14 protein-coding genes are annotated in these 16,677 nt (G+C 72.8%); 6 read left to right on the top strand and 8 right to left on the bottom strand.

From position 1 onward, the window contains the following. The first annotated feature begins 259 nt into the window (after positions 1–259). Positions 260–844 carry a Uma2 family endonuclease gene (locus IEY56_RS13690; RefSeq protein WP_229711892.1) on the top strand — a complete coding sequence of 195 codons (585 nt, stop codon included), beginning with the start codon at positions 260–262 and terminating at the stop codon, positions 842–844. Between the two features lie 63 nt (positions 845–907). Here the strand turns inward: IEY56_RS13690 and IEY56_RS13685 are convergent, their stop codons facing one another. The 3 genes from IEY56_RS13685 to IEY56_RS13675 form a co-directional block, all read right to left on the bottom strand. Next, positions 908–1,936 (bottom strand): PadR family transcriptional regulator, encoded by a 1,029-nt coding sequence (locus IEY56_RS13685; protein WP_189037446.1) that lies wholly within the window; start codon positions 1,934–1,936, stop codon positions 908–910. A 1-nt stretch (position 1,937) separates the two neighbouring features. Then, positions 1,938–2,837, bottom strand: a complete 900-nt coding sequence (locus IEY56_RS13680; RefSeq protein ID WP_229711868.1) for a DUF4097 family beta strand repeat-containing protein — start codon at positions 2,835–2,837, stop codon at positions 1,938–1,940. A gap of 119 nt (positions 2,838–2,956) precedes the next feature. After that, positions 2,957–4,339, bottom strand: coding sequence for an aminotransferase class I/II-fold pyridoxal phosphate-dependent enzyme (locus IEY56_RS13675; RefSeq protein ID WP_189037444.1), 1,383 nt, complete (start codon positions 4,337–4,339; stop codon positions 2,957–2,959). Between the two features lie 226 nt (positions 4,340–4,565). Here IEY56_RS13675 and IEY56_RS13670 point away from each other — a divergent pair, with 226 nt between their 5' ends. From IEY56_RS13670 to IEY56_RS13650, 5 genes are all read left to right on the top strand, one after another. Continuing rightward, the gene (locus IEY56_RS13670; RefSeq protein ID WP_189037443.1) at positions 4,566–5,561 is read left to right on the top strand and encodes a type 2 periplasmic-binding domain-containing protein; all 996 of its coding nucleotides are present in this window, start codon (positions 4,566–4,568) and stop codon (positions 5,559–5,561) included. 26 nt (positions 5,562–5,587) lie between these two features. After that, positions 5,588–6,397: a deaminated glutathione amidase gene (locus IEY56_RS13665; protein ID WP_189037442.1), complete on the top strand. Its 810-nt coding sequence runs from the start codon at positions 5,588–5,590 to the stop codon at positions 6,395–6,397. Further along, positions 6,394–7,356 carry an ABC transporter substrate-binding protein gene (locus IEY56_RS13660; RefSeq protein ID WP_189037441.1) on the top strand — a complete coding sequence of 321 codons (963 nt, stop codon included), beginning with the start codon at positions 6,394–6,396 and terminating at the stop codon, positions 7,354–7,356. The genes IEY56_RS13665 and IEY56_RS13660 overlap by 4 nt, the downstream gene beginning before the upstream one ends. 134 nt (positions 7,357–7,490) lie before the next feature. Next, a complete protein-coding gene (locus tag IEY56_RS13655) occupies positions 7,491–8,513 on the top strand; it encodes an amino acid ABC transporter permease (RefSeq protein WP_189037440.1) in 1,023 nt (340 codons plus the stop codon). A 140-nt stretch (positions 8,514–8,653) separates the two neighbouring features. Continuing rightward, positions 8,654–9,403 carry an amino acid ABC transporter ATP-binding protein gene (locus IEY56_RS13650; protein WP_189037580.1) on the top strand — a complete coding sequence of 250 codons (750 nt, stop codon included), beginning with the start codon at positions 8,654–8,656 and terminating at the stop codon, positions 9,401–9,403. Between the two features lie 117 nt (positions 9,404–9,520). Here the strand turns inward: IEY56_RS13650 and IEY56_RS13645 are convergent, their stop codons facing one another. From IEY56_RS13645 to IEY56_RS13625, 5 genes are all read right to left on the bottom strand, one after another. Next, positions 9,521–10,144 (bottom strand): hypothetical protein, encoded by a 624-nt coding sequence (locus tag IEY56_RS13645; RefSeq protein ID WP_189037439.1) that lies wholly within the window; start codon positions 10,142–10,144, stop codon positions 9,521–9,523. Between the two features lie 127 nt (positions 10,145–10,271). Further along, a complete protein-coding gene (locus IEY56_RS13640) occupies positions 10,272–11,723 on the bottom strand; it encodes an aminobutyraldehyde dehydrogenase (protein WP_373292079.1) in 1,452 nt (483 codons plus the stop codon). Then, the gene (locus IEY56_RS13635) at positions 11,716–13,476 is read right to left on the bottom strand and encodes a thiamine pyrophosphate-dependent enzyme (RefSeq protein ID WP_189037438.1); all 1,761 of its coding nucleotides are present in this window, start codon (positions 13,474–13,476) and stop codon (positions 11,716–11,718) included. The genes IEY56_RS13640 and IEY56_RS13635 overlap by 8 nt, the downstream gene beginning before the upstream one ends. Continuing rightward, positions 13,473–14,852, bottom strand: coding sequence for an MFS transporter (locus IEY56_RS13630; protein ID WP_189037437.1), 1,380 nt, complete (start codon positions 14,850–14,852; stop codon positions 13,473–13,475). The genes IEY56_RS13635 and IEY56_RS13630 overlap by 4 nt, the downstream gene beginning before the upstream one ends. Before the next feature lie 136 nt (positions 14,853–14,988). After that, the gene (locus IEY56_RS13625) at positions 14,989–16,650 is read right to left on the bottom strand and encodes an amidohydrolase (protein WP_189037436.1); all 1,662 of its coding nucleotides are present in this window, start codon (positions 16,648–16,650) and stop codon (positions 14,989–14,991) included. Positions 16,651–16,677: the final 27 nt, after the last annotated feature.

Raw genomic sequence — 16,677 nt, 5'->3', positions numbered from 1 at the left:
TGTGGCGACTGCACACGGTAGGCGGACATGGCGGGATAAAGATCATCCGGAGGAGTGGCGACACGTCGCGCCGCTCACCGGGACAATGGCAGGGACGGTTCGCGGCGGCCCTCTCCAGCCGTTCGACAGCACGGCACCACGGCTCCGCGAGGCGATTGAGAGCTCCGATCACACGATCTGGTGGCGCTCGGCCGCCCCGGCCCGTCGTCACGTCGCTAGTCTGGAATCGTCGCCGGTGACGAAGGAGGTCCACGTGACCATGGCAGCCCCTGAGCGTGAGTCCGACGTGGTAGCCGACGACAGCATGGGGTCATCGGTGGAGAACGCCTTCGACGCATTGAGCGCGGCAGCCCCCGAGGGGTGGCGCGTGGAGCTGATCGAGGGGGAGATCCACGTGGTCCCACCGGCGAACGGTGAGCACGAAGAGATCGTGTCCGAGGTGTCCGGGCAGGTTCGCGACCACCGGAAGGAACTCGGGCGCTACACGGGCCTCGGCCTGTACGTCCCGGACGCCTCTCCCACGGGCAAGGTCGTGCCGGACCTGGTCATCGCCCCCAAGGGAAGCTTCGGGGACGCGGCGGAGTACCACGATCCGGCGCCCGTCCTGCTCGTCGGCGAGGTCACCTCCCCCTCCACCGGGAGGCAGGACCGCGGCCCCAAGCTCCGCGGCTACGCCCGGGCCGGGATCCCGTGCTATCTGCTCATCGACCGCGAAGCCGAAGAGGCCGTGGTCTACTCCGAGCCGTCGGACGGTGCGTACACCCGCAGCGCCGAGGCCAAGCTGTCCAAGGTCGTCGAGCTGCCCGAGCCCCTCGGCTTCGAGCTGGACACCGGACAGTTCTGACGGCGGCGGGCGAAGGGGCGCCCGCGCCGCACGACACGAGCGCCCCGCCCTGCGACCCCGGGCTCACTCCCCGAGGCGCCCGTAGCTCTCCGGGTCCCTCAGCAGCAGGACGAGCCGGGCCGCCGCTGCCGACAAGTGCCGCCGGGCCTCGCGCAGTTGATCCTCGGTCACGCCGTTGTCGCGTGCGGCGTCGCGTACGTCGTCACGGAAGTGGTCGAGCAGCCGCTCCAGGTCGCGGCCCGGGTCGCCGCTCGAAGTCCCTTCCTCCCGCGCCCAGTCGGGCTCCACGGCCGGGTCGGGGAGCGGCGTCCCGTCCGAGGCGGCGCCTTCGCCGTTGCCCGGCCGCTCCGGCTCCTGGGAGGGGAACCAGGAAGTGGTGTGCGCCGAGAGACGGCCCAGGTTCCCCATCTCGCGGGCGAGTTGCGACATGCCGTCGCGGACCGCTCCCGGCCAGTCGCCCGACCTGGCCCGCGACTGGACCTGCTCCTGGACGTCCCTGGCGATGCGCTGCACCTCCTCGACAGCGGCGGCGCGCGCCTCGGCCTCCTTCGCCCTGCGCTTGGCCTGCTGCGTCTCCCGCTTCGCGCGGCGGGCCTGCTCCTTCCACTCGTCCCTGGCCCGCTTCATCTCCTCCTTGGCCCGCTGCCAGGACTCCCGGTCGCCCCGTCCGGCGTCGGCGCGGGCGCCCTTCCCGTTGCCCGCGCGCGCACGCTCGGCCTGGGCGGCCATCTCGCGCCGCAGGTCGCGTGCGGAGCCGCTGACGTCCTCGCGGATGTCGGCGGCCAGGGCGGTCAGGGACTCGCTGATCTCCACCTCCAGCTCCGCCAACTCGCCTTGCCTGTTGGCGAGTTCCTCCCGTCCGGCGTCGGTGATCGAGTAGACCTTGCGGCCGCCGGCCTCGGTGGTGTGGCTGACCAGACCCTCGTCCCGCAGCTTCGCGAGACGGGGGTAGACGGTGCCCGCGGACGGCGCGTAGAGGCCCTGGAAACGCTCCTCCAGCAGCCTGATCACCTCGTAGCCGTGCCGCGGGGCCTCGTCGAGCAGCTTGAGCAGGTAGAGGCGCAGACGGCCATGGGCGAAGACGGGAGGCATGTCAGACGTCCTTGCTGAAGTGGGGGGTCTCGTCGTCATGCGGGGTGGCGCGGCGCAGGAGCGCGATGGAGCCCGAGACGCTGTCGGCCTTGATCCTGCCGCCCCCGGAGCCGAGCGTGCCCGTCGCCTTCTGCGCCCCCCACATCCCTTCGACCTTCAACTCCTCGAAGGCGCTGGAGACTCCGCCGCTCGCACTGCCGGCCTCGACGACGGCGTCGACGGGGGAGGTCAGGCGGACGGCGACCGCGCCGGAGACCGTGGCCAGGCCGACGTCCATCCCTCTCGCGGGGGCGGGGCCGCCCTCGCGGCCGCCCGGGTCGAGGTCGAGGATCATGTCTCCGCTGACCGAGTCGGCCCGGACCGCGCCCGCGTGACCGTCGATCAGGGTGAGGTTTCCGGAGACCGAGTTGAAGTCGAGCTCGCCGGCGAGCCCCTGCGCCTCGACGTCGCCCGAGACGGTGTCGGCCCGCACCGGACCGGTGAGCCCCACGAGCGTGGTGTCTCCGCTGACGCCGCGGATGTCGGTGCGGCCCGTGATGCCGGAGACGAACGCGGCGGCGCCCACGACGCCCACGGACAGCCGCACCCGCGCCGGTACGGACACCGAGACGACCGCCTTGCGGTTCCAGCCCTTCCGGTCGAGCCACTTCAGGAAGCCCTTCCAGGGGACGTCCTCGTAGGCGATGACCAGGGACGATCCTTCCCGCGTCACCAGCAGCGGCGGGCCCTGCACTTCGCTCACCTCGACGCGCGCCCCGGGACCTTCGGTCCCGACGACGTTGACCGTGCCGTTCACGACGCGCACTTGGAGGTTCTCGACGGGGTCGTCGAAGTCGAGGGTCCGGGCGTCGGTGATCTGCCACGAGCGTGGTGAGGGCACGGCGGCCTCCTGGATCGGCATGCGGCGACATATCGCGTCCGCTGTCAACACGATATGTCGTGTCTGACGCGGGGGCAAGCTCCGGGAGGCGGGGAAGGGGAACGCCGTGGTCCGGCGGCCGGCGGGCGGACCGCCGCCGCTCAGGGCGTCCGGTCCGTGCGTGCCGCGTGGGCGACGAGTGCCGCCGTCGCGTCGAGTGACGCGGCGTCACCGGGGAGCCGCGTGATGGCGGTGCGGATGTGGGGCGGGTGCGGAGAGGTGGAGAAGTGGCTTCCGGGCGAGGCGGTGGTGCCCCGCGCCGCGAGCGTGACCAGGGCGGAGGTCTCGTCCGCCACCGGGATCCACAGGGACAGGCCGTCCCTGTTGCGGGTCTCGATGCCGTGCTCCGCCAGCCGTTCCGCGAGGCCCACCCGGCGCAGCCGGTAGTGGCGGACGGCGTTCTCGACGTACTCGGCGGTCGCGCCGTCCGTCAGCAGGTGGGCGAGGGCGTCCTGGAGGATGCGGCTCGTCCATCCCGTGCCGTACGTACGCAGGACGCGGGCTCGTTCCACGATGCTCCGCGGCCCGCCGAGCACGGCCAGCCGCAGATCGGGGCCGTACGCCTTCGAGTACGAGCGCACGACGACGGTGCGGCCGGGGAGGTGGGAGCCGATGCTGTGCGCGGGGGCGGCTGCGAGCGGGCCGAGGCCGTCGTCCTCCACGACGGACACGTTCGCGGCGCCCTCCAGGACGGCCGCCAGTTCCGCCGCGCGCCGGGCGCCGAGCGACCATCCGCACGGGGTCTGGCCGCGCGGCTGGAGCAGGAACATCGCGGGGCGCGCGCTCAGCGCCTCGGTGAGGGAGCCGGGCAGCGGGCCGTCGTCGTCGCAGGCCACCGGGACGGTGCGGACCTCCAGGGCGTCCAGGATGTCCAGCAGTCTTACGGCGGTGGGCTCTTCGACGGCCACGCGGTCGCCGGGGACGAGCAGCGCCTGGCAGAGCAGATGCACGCCCTCGAACCCGCCGCCGACGGCCAGCCAGGCCTCGGGTGTGAACGGCCAGGTGCCCTCCACGGCTTCGAGGAGGGCGGGGGTGACGGCGGTGCGCGAGTAGTCGTTGAGGCGGGGAGTTCTGACGCCTGCGAGGAGCGCCTCCTCCAGCGGCGGCAGCAGTGCGGGGTCGGGGGCGGCGAGAGCCAGGTCCTGGGTCAGGTGGTCCCCGAGGTCGCCGATGCGCTCGAAGCGGACCGGGTGCGAGATGGCGGGAGGGCCGCTGACCATGCTGCCGCGCCGCCCGAGCGTGGTGATCATCCGGTGCTTCCGCAGCACCGCCCACGCCTCCGCGACGGTTCCCGGGCTGACGCCGAGCCGGGTCGCGAGGGCGCGGACCGTGGGCAGGGAGGCGCCCGGGGGGAGTTCGCCGCTGCGTATGAGGTCCGTCATGGCGGCGGCGATGCCGCGGGCGCTGGTCTCGGGCAGCTTGCCGGCCAGATCGGCGGCCGAAGGCCCCTTGGTCTCCGGGCGCACTGCGGGGCTCTGAACCATCACGCAACTCCTGGTCTCGGTATGCGGCGCTCGCAGCGTAGTCGCCGTATCACCCTGGGAGAAAGATATGTTCGGAAACAAAGACACTCTTGTGCGCTGAGCAGACTGAACAATAACCTCCGTCACGTCCGGACCTGTTCGCCCCAACCCGGCGAGCAGGACGAAAGCCACAAGTCGCGCCGGGCCGGAGAACGGACCCGGCCCGCACGGCAACAGGGAGCACGACGTGTCGCGAACCGCCATCCGCCTCGCACTGCGCGACTGGGACCACCTCGTCCCGCTGGCGGCCGGCCGCGTCCCCACACCGGGCTTCGACCTGCGCATCGACTCGCGCGACGTCACGCCCGACGTGCTGGCCGAGCCCGGACTCGACGGCGGTGAGACGTCGTTCAGCCGCTACGTCCAGGCGCGCGCCGCCGGCGACGACCGGCTCGTCGGCCTGCCCGCCTTCGTCATGCGCGGCTTCCGGCACCGCTGCGTGCTCGTCCGCTCCGACAGCCCGCGCACGGCGCTCGGCGAACTCGCCGGAGCGCGCGTGGGCCTGACGGGCTGGCCCGACTCGGGCAACACCTGGACGCGCGCGCTGCTGCGCGCCGAAGGCGTCGAACTCGCCGGAGTCGACTGGCGGGTGGGACCGCTGGTCGCGGGGGAGTCCGGCAAGGAGCGGCTGGGACCGCGCACGCCCCCCTCGAACGTGTCCGTCCTGGGCGAAGGCGAGTCGCTCGTGGACGAGCTGGCGGCCGGCCGTCTCGACGCCGTCCTCACCCCGTTCATGCCGCCCGAGCTGTTCACCCGCGACAGCCGGTTCCGGCACCTGCTCGCCGACCACGCCGCCGCGGAGCGCGCGTACTGGGAAGAGCGCGGCTTCGTCCCCGGTATCCACCTCGTCACGCTGCGGCGGGAGACGGTCGAAGCCGCGCCCGAGCTGCCGGGCGTGCTGCTCGCCGCACTGGAGCAGTCCAAGCGCCACTGGGTGGCGCGGCGCCGCCTCCTCGCCGACACGACACCCTGGCTGCTGCGCGAACTCACCGAGTCGGCACAGCTGTTCGGCGACGACTGGATGCCCTACGGCACCGAGCCCAACGCCGCGATGATCCGCGCCTTCTGCACGGAGCTCCACGAGCAGGGCATCTGGCCCGAGCCGATCGACCCGGACGTCCTCTTCCCCGACCCCGCGCTCACCGTCCCCGCCGCCCAGCCCGAAGCACTGACCGCCCGCTAGGGCGCCGAAGTTCGGAGAAGCACCACATGCGCACCGCCGTAGGACAGTTCACCGCCAGCCCCGACTGGAAGGACAACCTCCTCGCCTGCCAGGACCTCACGGCCCAGGCGGAGCGCGGCGGCGCCGACCTGCTGGTACTGCCGGAGGGCGTGCTCGCCCGCTTCACCGAGGACCGCCACCGCATACGCGAGGTCGCCCAGCCCCTCGACGGGCCCTTCGTCTCGGCGCTGCGCGAGACGACGGAGGGCGGGCACACCACGGTCGTGGTCGGTATCCACGAACCCTCGGGCGACGGGCGGGTGTTCAACACGCTGGTGGCCCTCAGGGACGGCCGCCTGGTGGCCCGCTACCGCAAGATCCACCTCTACGACGCCTTCGGCGACCAGGAGTCGGCCAACGTGCGGCCCGCGGACGAAGCGCCCGTGGTCGTCGACGTCGCCGGGACCCAGGTCGGCCTGATGACCTGCTACGACGTCCGCTTCCCCGAGCTGGCCCGGCTGCTCGTCGACGCCGGCGCCGAGGTCCTGGCCCTGCCGGCGGCCTGGGTGCGCGGACCGGCAAAGGAACGCCACTGGGAGGTCATGCTGGCCGCGCGGGCCCTGGAGAACACCTGCTGGGTCGCCGCGAGCGGCGAGTGCGGGCCCCGCAACATCGGCAACAGCATGATCGTCGATCCGCTGGGCACCGTACGGGCCCGGCTCTCGCACAGCCCGGGCCTGGCCTGGTCCGAGACCGATCCCGAAACCACCCTCGCCGCACGCCGCACGCTTCCCGTGCTCGCCAACCGCCGCTTCGCCGTCAGCCCCCGACTGCTCGCCCCGGGAGAACTGCCATGAACACCGCATCCGCTCACCGTCCCCTCACACGTGCGCTGCTCGCCGGGGCCACCGCCCTCGCCTGCCTCACCCTCGGCGCCTGCGGCAGCAACCCGCCCCAGGCCGAGGGCGGCGGCAAGAAGGACTCGGCGGCCAAGGAGAAGAAGCTGCCGAAGGTCGAGAAGGACCCCGAGCTGCACAAGCTCCTGCCCGAGAAGATCCGCAAGGAGGGCAAGATGACCTCCGTCAACAACGGCTCCTTCCCTCCGTACGAGATCGCCGGCTCGGACGGGCGCAGCATGACCGGCGCCTCCGCCGACATGGCCACCGCCCTCGGCCAGCTCCTCGGCGTCAAGATCGACCATGTGACGGCGGACGGTCTGCCCAGCTCCCTCACGGGCATCAAGGCCGGGCGGTACGACTTCGCGCTGGGTCCCGTCGGCGACTTCAAGGACCGCCAGAAGTCCAACGACTTCGTCGACTGGGTACGCGAGTACGTGGTGTTCGCCGTGAAGAAGGGCAACCCGGAGAAGATCGATTCGCTCGCCTCCACCTGCGGCAAGCGCATCGCCGTCATGGCGGGCGGCTCGGCCGAGGGCGTCATCAAGGAGCAGGCGAAGGAGTGCGAGAAGGACGGCAAGAAGACCGTTCGCGTCCAGTCGTACAAGGACCAGCCGGGCTCCATCCTCGCCGTGCGGTCCGGACGGGCCGACGCCTTCTTCTCCTCCCAGGCGCCGCTGACCTACTTCGTCAAGGAGGCGAAGGGCACACTCGAACTGGCGGGGACCGGCGAGGCCAACGGATTCGACGACCTCTACCAGGGCGCCGTGGTGCCCAAGGACTCGCCTCTGCGGGACGTGCTCGTGAAGGCGCTGAAGAAGCTGATCGACGACGGCACGTACGGCGCCGTCATGAAGAAGTGGGGCACCGGCGACAACGCCCTCAAGGAGCCGGGGGTCAACCTCGGCGGCGAAGCCTGACGGGCTCCGGGTCCCGGCGCCCCCGCCGGGACCCGGAGCGTCCCGGGCGACGCACCGCACCGACCCGAGCCGGCATCCGTCCTCTCCCCGCCCGGCGGGAGGAGGCCCTGAACCACACAGGAGGTGACCCCGACATGGCCACCGCGCACCCACAGGCCACGAAGCGCGACGATCCCGAGGAGGGAAGCGAGAAGGCAGCCGCGTCCGGATCAGCCGGACACGCGGACGTCGACGTGGCCGGCGCCGCCCCCGTGCGCCACCCGCTGCGCTGGCTGGCCATCGCGGTCCTCGCCGTGCTCGGGGCGCAGCTGTGCCACTTCCTCTTCACCAATCCCAACTTCGAGTGGGAGACGGTCGGCAGCTACTTCACCGCCGAGATCATCGGCAAGGGCATCCTCACCACGATCGAACTCACCGTCATCGCCATGGTGATCGGCATCGTGCTCGGCGTGCTCATCGCCGTCGGACGGATGTCGGCGAACCCGGTGCTCAGGGCGGTGTGCGGGGCGTACGTCTGGTTCTTCCGCGGTGTGCCGGTGCTCGTCCAACTGGTGTTCTGGTACAACATGTCCGCGCTGCTGCCGCGCATCTCACTGGGCATCCCCTTCGGCCCCGAGTTCATGAGCGGGCAGACGAACCACCTCATCACCCCGCTGATCGCGGCGATCCTCGGCTTCGGACTCAACGAGGCCGCCTACATGGCGGAGATCGTCCGCGGCGGACTGCTCGGCGTGGACCCAGGACAGACGGAGGCCTCCGACGCCCTCGGCATGACCCGCGCGCGCAGCCTCCGCCGGATCGTGCTGCCGCAGGCGATGCGGTTCATCGTGCCGCCGACCGGCAGCCAGGTCATCAACCAGCTCAAGGCCACGTCGCTGGTCAGCGTGATCGCGCTGTCGGACCTGCTCTACACGGTGCAGTCCATCTACAACCGCACTTTCGAGACCATCCCGCTGCTGCTGGTGGCCTGCCTCTGGTACCTGGTCATGACATCCGTCCTCTACGTCGGCCAGTCCTTCATCGAGCGTTACTACGCCCGTGGCGCCACCCGCAACGCCCCTCAGAGCTTCTGGGCGTTCGCGCTCTTCAAGCGCCGTGTCCCCGCGCCCGCGGCTTCCAGGCAGGACCAGGAGCCGGACCCGAAGGAGTCAGCATGAGCCGTCCCACCGCCGAGGGTGCCGACGTCGGCGCCCCGGGCAGCGGCACCGGGACCGTCGCGGCCGACGGATCCGAGGGGCCCCTCACGCCCGCCGCTGCCACCGCGGCCTCCGCTTCCGCCGCCTCCGGGCAGCCGCCGATGCTGCGGGCGCGCGGCGTACGCAAGAGCTTCGGTTCGCTGGAGGTCCTCAAGGGCATCGACATGGACGTGGGCACGGGCGAAGTCGTCGTACTGCTCGGCCCCTCGGGCTCCGGCAAGTCGACCTTCCTGCGCTGCATCAACCATCTCGAGGCGCCCGACGGCGGTTCCATCCGCGTCGCGGGCGAACTCATCGGCTACCGCGAGCACAAGGGCCGCGTCCACCACCTGCGGCCCCGCGAGGTGACGCGCCAGCGGCGCGACATCGGGATGGTCTTCCAGCACTTCAACCTCTTCCCGCACCAGACGGTCCTGCAGAACGTCATCGAGGCGCCCGTCGGAGTGCGGCGCCGCCCGAAGGCCGAGGCGCAGGAGCGGGCGCACGAACTGCTGCGACGGGTGGGCCTGTCGGAGAAGGCCGGCTCCTATCCGCGGCAGCTCTCCGGCGGTCAGCAGCAGCGCGTCGCCATCGCCCGGGCCCTGGCGATGCAGCCGAAGCTGATGCTCTTCGACGAGCCGACCTCGGCTCTCGACCCGGAGCTGGTCGGGGAGGTGCTGGAGACGATGCGCGACCTCGTCCGCGACGGCCTCACCATGGTCGTGGTCACGCACGAGATCGCCTTCGCCAGGGAGGCCGCCGACCGCGTCGTGTTCATGGACGAGGGCCGGGTCCTGGAGAGCGGCCCGCCGTCCGTCCTGGACCGGCCGTCCAATCCGCGTACGCAGGCGTTCCTGAAGCGCTTTCTCTGACGGCGCGACGCGCCCCGGTCCCAGTCTGCGAGGGGCCGGTGCCGTACGGGGGGCGGCACCGGCCCGCCCGGCTGTACGGGTTCCGGTGCGTTCCCCGGAGCACCCGTACGTGCCCGCTCAGGCGGGCCACGTGTGCCGTCCGAGTTCCACGGTCGTGGTGACGCGGGCGACGGAAGGCCGTCGCGGTACGGAGCCGAAGCCGAACCGGACGGGCGGGAGGACGGGCGCGAGCGGTCCGAGGTCCTCCCCGGCGAGGGACGCGCGGGCGGCCGTCACCGGCCGCAGATCGTGCACGCCGTACCACTCCCGGCGGCCCTGACCGGCGCTGCCCCGCGTCCGCACCCCCGGCAGCACGCGTGCGGGCACGTCGACGAGGGCCGCCCACGCCGGGCGTGCGGAGAGGGCCCGCGGGACCGCGCGCAGCAGGAGCCCCAGCGGGCCGTGCGCGCCGAGGGTGAGGCTCAGGCGCAGGTCGCCGGCGACGACGTCCCACTCCAGGCCCGACTCCAGCACGGTGACCGGTACGACGTGCGCCCGGTCGAAGGTGTACGTGGCCGCGACGAAGTCCGCTGTGGGGAGGGTCGGGGCGAGCAGCGTGCGCTGCCCGTCGGCCTGTTCGAGCATGACGTCGCTGAACGCGCCGAACGGGGAGCGCGTCCAGTGACCCACCACCAGCCGCGTCCCCGACTCCGTGCCGATGCCGGCGATCGAGCCCTCGAACCGCATCCGCGCGCCTGCCATCCGCCGAGCCTCCCACGCGCGCCGGCCGCGACGGGGCGAGGCGGGGCGCGGGACTCGGCGCCCGTGCGGGCGCCGGGTGGCGCGGCACCGGCCGTGCGGAGGGGGCAGGGCCGGTGCCGCGCCGGTCTCAGGGGGCGGTGTGCGACGCCATGACGTGCTTGACGCGCGTGTAGTCGTCGAAGCCGTACCGGCTCAGGTCGCGGCCCATGCCGGACTGCTTGAACCCGCCGTGCGGCAGCTCGGGCAGGATCACCTGATGGCAGTTCAGCCACACGGAGCCGAAGTCGAGCGCGGAGCTGAGCCGCATCGCACGGCCCAGGTCGGCGGTCCACACGCTGGAGGCGAGCCCGTAGTCGACTCCGCACGCCAGCTGCAGCGCCTCCTCCTCCGTGTCGAAGGGCTGCACCGTCACGACGGGGCCGAAGAGTTCACGCTGGACGAGGTCGTCGTCCTGGCGCACTCCCGAGACCACGGTCGGCGGGAAGAAGAAGCCGGGACGCTCCAGCCGGCGTCCGCCCGTCTCCACCACGGCGTGCGCGGGCAGCCCGGCGAGGGCCTCCTGTACGCGGCGGAGGTGCGCCTCGCTGTTGAGCGGTCCGAGGAAGGCCTCCTCCTGCGGCCCGCCCGCCGGGGTCGCCTCCGCGGCGGCCACCAGCTCCCGCAGCAGCGGTTCGTACGCGGCGCGTTCGACGAGGACCCGGGTCACGGCCGTGCAGTCCTGCCCGGCGTTGAAGAAGGCGGCGTCCGCCAGGGCGCGGGCGGTGCGCGCCGTGTCGACGTCCGAGAACACCACCGCGGGAGCCTTGCCGCCCAGCTCCAGGTGCACGTTCGTCAGCCGCGCGGACGCGGAGGCCATCACCTCCGAGCCGGCGCGGGTGCTGCCGGTGATGGCCACCATGTCGACGTCCGGGTGCTCGGCCAGCGCCTTGCCCGTTCCGCGGTCGCCGCACACGATGTTGACGACACCCGGCGGGAAGGCGCGGGCGGCGAGCTCACCCAGGAGCACGGTCGAGGCGGGGGTGGTGTCCGACGGCTTGAGCACGACGGTGTTGCCCGCCGCCAGCGCCGGGGCCAGCTTCCAGACGGCCATCATGAACGGGTAGTTCCACGGCGTCACCTGGGCGACGACCCCGACCGGCTCGCGCCGCACGTACGAGGTGTGCCCCTCCGTGTACTCCGTCGCGGCGATGCCCTCCAGCACGCGTGCGGCTCCCGCGAAGAAGCGCAACTGGTCGACGCCGCGGTCGATTTCGAGGGTCCGTGTGACCGCCGGGGGCTTGCCGGTGGCGCGGACCTCGGCCTCCAGCAGCCGGTCGGCGTGGGACGCGACGAGGTCCGCCAGGTACAGCAGGGCGCGCTGCCGGTCGGCGGGCGTACTGCGGCGCCAGCCGGTGAAGGCACGGCGGGCGGCGGCCACGGCCGCGTCCACATCGGCGGACGAGGAGAGGGGAGCGGTGCCGTACGTCTCGCCCGTCGCGGGATCGGTGAGATCCATCCGGGCCGCTACGGGCACGCTCGCCCCGTCCACGACGTTCCGCAGCTCGACGGGGCCGGAGTCCGGCCCCAGTGCGTCAGTCACGCGAAGACTCCTCTCGCAGGGAGCCGACCGTCACGCCCGGTGCGAGCCTGTCCGGCGCGGGACGCAGCGTGATCAGAGCCGCCCGTCCCTTCCGGCATTCGGCGAGGCTCCGGTCCAGCGCGGCGGTGAACTCTCCGGTGCGGGTGACGGTCTCGCCGTGCGCGCCGAACGCCTCGGCGTACGCGGCGAAGTCGGGGTTGACCAGGCCGGTGCCGCTGACCCGCCCCGGGTAGTGCATCTCCTGGTGTTTGCGGATGGTGCCGTACGTGCCGTTGTCGACGACGAGGATCAGCGGCGATCCGCCCTCGGCCGTCGCCGTCGCCAGCTCCTGCCCGTTCATCAGGAAGCAGCCGTCGCCGGCGACCGAGACCACCTGGCGGCCGGGGTGCGCCACGCTCGCGGCGACCGCGGCCGGGATGCCGTAGCCCATCGAACCGTTGCGCGGGGCGAGTTGCCGCATGCCCTCCCGGTAGCCGACGAACCGCTGCGCCCACAGCGCGTGGTTGCCCGCGCCGAAGGTGACGACGGCGTCCGCGTCCAGGCGCCCGTCCAGCTCGGTGAAGACGGCGCCCAGGTCGAGCGGTTCGTCGTCGTGGACGGTGCGGCGGTGGTCGAGGTGGGCCGCGCGGTCGGCGGCGGTGAGGTCCCGCCACGGCACGGGGCCCGCGGGCCGGGAGCCGGCGACCGCACGGCCGAACGCCTCCGGTGAGGCGAGCAGCGCGAGTTCGGCGCAGTGCTGCGAGCCGGGCGGCTGCGACTCCGGCAGCACCTGGACGATGCGCCGGGCTCCGTCGGCCGGGTCGTGCGGGTCCAGCAGCGTGTAGCCGTCGGTGGCGACGTCGCCGGGCGCCTCCCCCACGCAGACGACCAGGTCGGCGCTGTCGAGGCGCCGGGCCAGAGCGTCGGACCGCCCGTATCCGAGGGCGCCCGCGAAGACCTCGCACTCCTCGGGCACGAGGTCCTGGCAGCGGAAGTCGACGGCCAGCGGAAGCGACCAGGCCTCCGCCCACGCGCGTACGTCCGCGCGCGCCGCGTCCGTCCAGCGGCTTCCGCCCAGCAGCACCAGCGGCCGCTCGGCCCGTTCCAGCAGCGCGGTGAGCCGGTCGACCTGCTCAGCGGAGACCGCCCCCTCGGGCACCGGGAGCGGGACCGCGTCCGGCACCCGGGCCGTGTCGGTGAGCATGTCCTCCGGGAGGCCCAGCACCACGGGCCCCGGACGTCCGCCCGTCGCCACGGCGAAGGCGCGGGCGACGAACTCCGGCAGCCGGGCCGCGTCGTCGACGGTCTCGACGAGCTTCGCCGACGCCCCGAACGTGCCCCGCAGGTCGAGTTCCTGGAACGCCTGGCGGTACCGGTGCGCGCGCGGCACCAGTCCGACGAAGAGCACGAGCGGCGTGGCGTCCTGGAACGCGGTGTGCAGCCCCACGAGCGCGTTCGACGCACCCGGCCCGCGGGTGGTGAAGCAGACCCCGGGCTTGCCCGTGAGCTTGCCAGAAGCCTCCGCCATGTAGGCGGCCCCGCCCTCCTGACGGCACACCACCATGCGAACCGGGGCGTCGTAGAGGGCGTCCAGCGCGTCGAGGTAGCTCTCGCCGGGGACGCCGTAGACGGTCTCCACACCGTGCGCGGCGAGCTGGTCGACCAGGATCCGCCCGCCGCTGCGGGCGGGGGGCCTGCCGGTGTCGGCGGCCGTCTCCTGGCCGGGCACGCGGTCGTGCGCCGCGCGCTCTTCCGTCAACTGCCGGGCGCTCATGCGATGGCCTTCGAGTTGGCGTGCTGCTTGCTCGGGTCGTGACCGAGGCGGCGCCGCAGCTGCGGACCCGCGAGGTACGAACCGCCCGCCGTGCAGGCCGCGATGAAGACGAGCAGGAGAGCGGCGCTCCACGACGCGCCGCCGGACAGCCCGAGCAGCGAGGCGGCCGCCAGCGGAACGAAGCCCGCCAGCACACCGGCCAGGTTGTACGACATCGCGACGGCGCTGTAGCGGAAGGTCTCGGGGAACATGCCGGAGACCACGGCTCCGATGGGCGCGTACGGGATGGAGATCGCGCCGATGCCCAGCGAGACGCCGAGGATCACCAGGGCGGGCTGCCCCGTGTCGACGAGCCAGAACGTGGGGAAGGCCGCGAGCACGGAGACGATGCCGCCGACGGTGCAGACCTTCCACGGCCCGGCCCTGTTGGCGATCCGGCCCGCCACCACGAGCACGGCGATCTCGACGACCGAGCCGACCAGCGTGGCGTTGAGCATCACCGACTTGTCGACGCCGAGCTGTTCGGTGCCGTAGCTGATGATGAACGTCGTCAGCAGGAAGAAGCCGCCGATGCCGAGGAAGGCGGCGGCGATGCCGATGAGGATGCGCCCCCAGGTGCGGCGGAAGGCCTCGACGAGCGGTGCCGGCGGGGGCCCGTTCCGCTCGTTCTCCTCCATCATCGCCTTGAAGACCGGCGACTCCTCGATGCGCAGCCGCATGTACAGCGCGACGAACAGCAGCACGAACGCGAACAGGAACGGTATGCGCCAGCCCCATGAGTAGAAGGCGTCGTCATCGAGCATGCCCACCAGGGCGAAGGCGCCGCTGGAGAGCAACGTGCCCACGGGGGAACCGAGTTGGGGAACGGCGGAGTAGCTGCCGTGCTTCTCCTTCGGGGTGTGCTCCAGCGTCAGCAGCATGGCGCCGCTCCACTCGCCGCCCACCGAGATTCCCTGCAGGAACCGCAGCGTGGCCAGCAGCGCGGGCGCCCAGATGCCGATGGTGTCGTATCCGGGGAGGAGGCCGATGCAGCCCGTGGTGACGCCCATCAGCACCACCGTCGCGATCAGCGCCGTCTTGCGGCCGAGCCTGTCGCCGATGTGCCCGAAGATCGCCGCGCCGATGGGACGCGCCACGAAACCGACCGCGAAGGTGATGAACGAGGCGATGGTGCCCACGGCCGGGTCGAGGTCCGGGAAGAACAGCTTGTTGAAGACGAGGGCGGCGGCCGTTCCGTAGAGGAAGTAGTCGTACCACTCCAGCGCGGTGCCGACGAAGGCCGCGGAGAGCAGCCGCTTGATGTCCGCCGGGCGGACCGTGGTCCTGGGCGCCGGTGGCGGCGGTGATTCCTTGCTGACGGGCGTCTCGTTGCTCATGAAGTCTCCTCGGGGGACGGCGACCGCTCGCGCCGGGCGCGGGAGGTCCGGGGACAGGGTGCTGCTGGCGTGCGGCGGGGACCCGTGCCGCGGAGGACGGCTCCGCGGTCCGGGTGGGGAGTCCCTGCCGCGCGGGTCATCGGCGGACGACCAGACCGTGCGGGTCGTGGGCGGCCTCACCGCCGACGAGGGTGGCCAGTACGCCGGTCGAACCGATGTGCTCCGGTTCGGTCGCGAGGGGGTCCGCGTCGAGCACGGCCATGTCCGCGAGCAGGCCGGGCGTGAGGCTGCCGCGACTGTTCGCGGTGCCGGTGGCCTGCGCGGACCCGGCCGTCCAGGCGCGCAACGCGGTCCGCGCGGACACCCGCTCGTCCTCGACGAAGGGGGTGCCCGAGTCGGTCAGCCGCCTGACCATCGCCTCGATGGCCGGCAGCGGGGCTCCGGGGGCGACGGGGCGGTCGGAGGAGCCGGGGACGGTCAGCCCGGCGTCCAGGAACGAGCGCATGCGGTACAGCCGTCCGGCGCGCTCCGGGCCGAGCGCCGCCGCCATCGCGTCGCCGAAGGCGGGCAGGAAGTTGAGCTGGGGCACCGGCACGACGCCCAGTTCGGCGAAACGTTCCAGCTGCTCGGGACGGACGATGCCGGCGTGCTCGACGCGGTGCACGACGTCCGTGCGGAAATGCTCGCGCTGCGCCCGCGCGTACGCGTCGAGGGCGAGATCCACGGCGCGGTCGCCGATGGCGTGGGCCGCCACGCTCCAGCCGCCCCGGTGGGCCGCGACGACGAGCTCGGTCATGGCGTCCGGGTCGTTCTGGAAGTAGCCGGTGTCCGGGGCGCCCCCGCCGGGGTGGCAGCCGCAGAAGGGTTCCGTCACGGCGGCGGTGCGTCCCAGCAGCGAACCGTCGAGGAAGATCTTCACCGGCCCGATCGAGAGCCTGTCGTCGCCGAGCCCCGTGCGCAGGCCCAGATCGAGACCCGCGGTGATCCCGTCGCCGGGATGCGCCGTGAGCGGGTGCAGCGCGTCGGACGCGACCATGACCTGGGCGCGGGCGTGGAGCCGTCCCGTGTCCGAGGCGAGCTGGTAGGCCGCGAGTTCGACCGGCGTCTGTCCGATCCAGCCGCCGCCGATGCCGGCCTCGGTGAAGCTGGTGACGCCTTCGGCGAGGTACCTGCGGGTGGCCGCGTCCAGCGCGTCGGCGACGGTCTCGGCCGGATACGGCAGGACCTGGTCCTGCACGAGGCTCTGCGCGGTCTCCTCCAGCAGCCCGGTGGGGCGCCCGTCCTCGTCCCGGACGACCACGCCGCCCTCCGGCGCCTCGAAACCGGGGTCCAGGGCACCGGCACGCGCCAGCACCTCCGAGCTGACGTAACAGGCGTGCCCGGAGGTGTGCTTGAGCCACACGGGCCGGCCGCCCCCGGCGCGGTCGAGCGCCTCGCGGTGCGGCGGCACCCCTCCCGCCTTGTGGTGGTCGAGACCGGCCCCCACGACCCAGGCGTCCTCCGGCAGGGTGCGTGCGTGCCGGGCGACGGCGTCGTAGACGTCGTCCAGGGACCGGGCTCCGGCGAGGTCGAGCTGGGAGAGGGTGAGCCCGAACCACGCCGTGTGGCAGTGCGCGTCGTGGAAGCCCGGCACCACGGTGGCGCCGTCCGCGTGCAGGACGCGGTCCGCGTCCAGCCCTTCGATCTCCTCGTCGAGACCCACGACGCGTCCGTGGAGGACGCCCAGGCTGCGCGCCGCCGGCCTGTCCTCGTCCATCGTGAGGACGTTCGCGTCCCGCACGATCAGGTCAAGGCGCATGAGTGTGGCACTCCCTCGTCGGCTTGT

Source organism: Streptomyces daqingensis (assembly GCF_014645895.1).
Classification (GTDB): domain Bacteria; phylum Actinomycetota; class Actinomycetes; order Streptomycetales; family Streptomycetaceae; genus Streptomyces; species Streptomyces daqingensis.
The sequence above is the reverse complement of the archived record's forward strand: the minus strand, read 5'-3'. Positions and strand labels throughout refer to the sequence as shown.

Excerpts from the sequence above, each read along its gene's own strand:
- IEY56_RS13690 (WP_229711892.1), top strand. The coding sequence starts at position 260 with ATGGCAGCCCCTGAGCGTGAGTCCGACGTGGTAGCCGACGACAGCATG.
- IEY56_RS13685 (WP_189037446.1), bottom strand. The coding sequence starts at position 1,936 with ATGCCTCCCGTCTTCGCCCATGGCCGTCTGCGCCTCTACCTGCTCAAG.
- IEY56_RS13680 (WP_229711868.1), bottom strand. The coding sequence starts at position 2,837 with ATGCCGATCCAGGAGGCCGCCGTGCCCTCACCACGCTCGTGGCAGATC.
- IEY56_RS13675 (WP_189037444.1), bottom strand. The coding sequence starts at position 4,339 with ATGGTTCAGAGCCCCGCAGTGCGCCCGGAGACCAAGGGGCCTTCGGCC.
- IEY56_RS13665 (WP_189037442.1), top strand. The coding sequence starts at position 5,588 with ATGCGCACCGCCGTAGGACAGTTCACCGCCAGCCCCGACTGGAAGGAC.
- IEY56_RS13660 (WP_189037441.1), top strand. The coding sequence starts at position 6,394 with ATGAACACCGCATCCGCTCACCGTCCCCTCACACGTGCGCTGCTCGCC.
- IEY56_RS13655 (WP_189037440.1), top strand. The coding sequence starts at position 7,491 with ATGGCCACCGCGCACCCACAGGCCACGAAGCGCGACGATCCCGAGGAG.
- IEY56_RS13650 (WP_189037580.1), top strand. The coding sequence starts at position 8,654 with ATGCTGCGGGCGCGCGGCGTACGCAAGAGCTTCGGTTCGCTGGAGGTC.
- IEY56_RS13645 (WP_189037439.1), bottom strand. The coding sequence starts at position 10,144 with ATGGCAGGCGCGCGGATGCGGTTCGAGGGCTCGATCGCCGGCATCGGC.
- IEY56_RS13635 (WP_189037438.1), bottom strand. The coding sequence starts at position 13,476 with ATGAGCGCCCGGCAGTTGACGGAAGAGCGCGCGGCGCACGACCGCGTG.
- IEY56_RS13630 (WP_189037437.1), bottom strand. The coding sequence starts at position 14,852 with ATGAGCAACGAGACGCCCGTCAGCAAGGAATCACCGCCGCCACCGGCG.
- IEY56_RS13625 (WP_189037436.1), bottom strand. The coding sequence starts at position 16,650 with ATGCGCCTTGACCTGATCGTGCGGGACGCGAACGTCCTCACGATGGAC.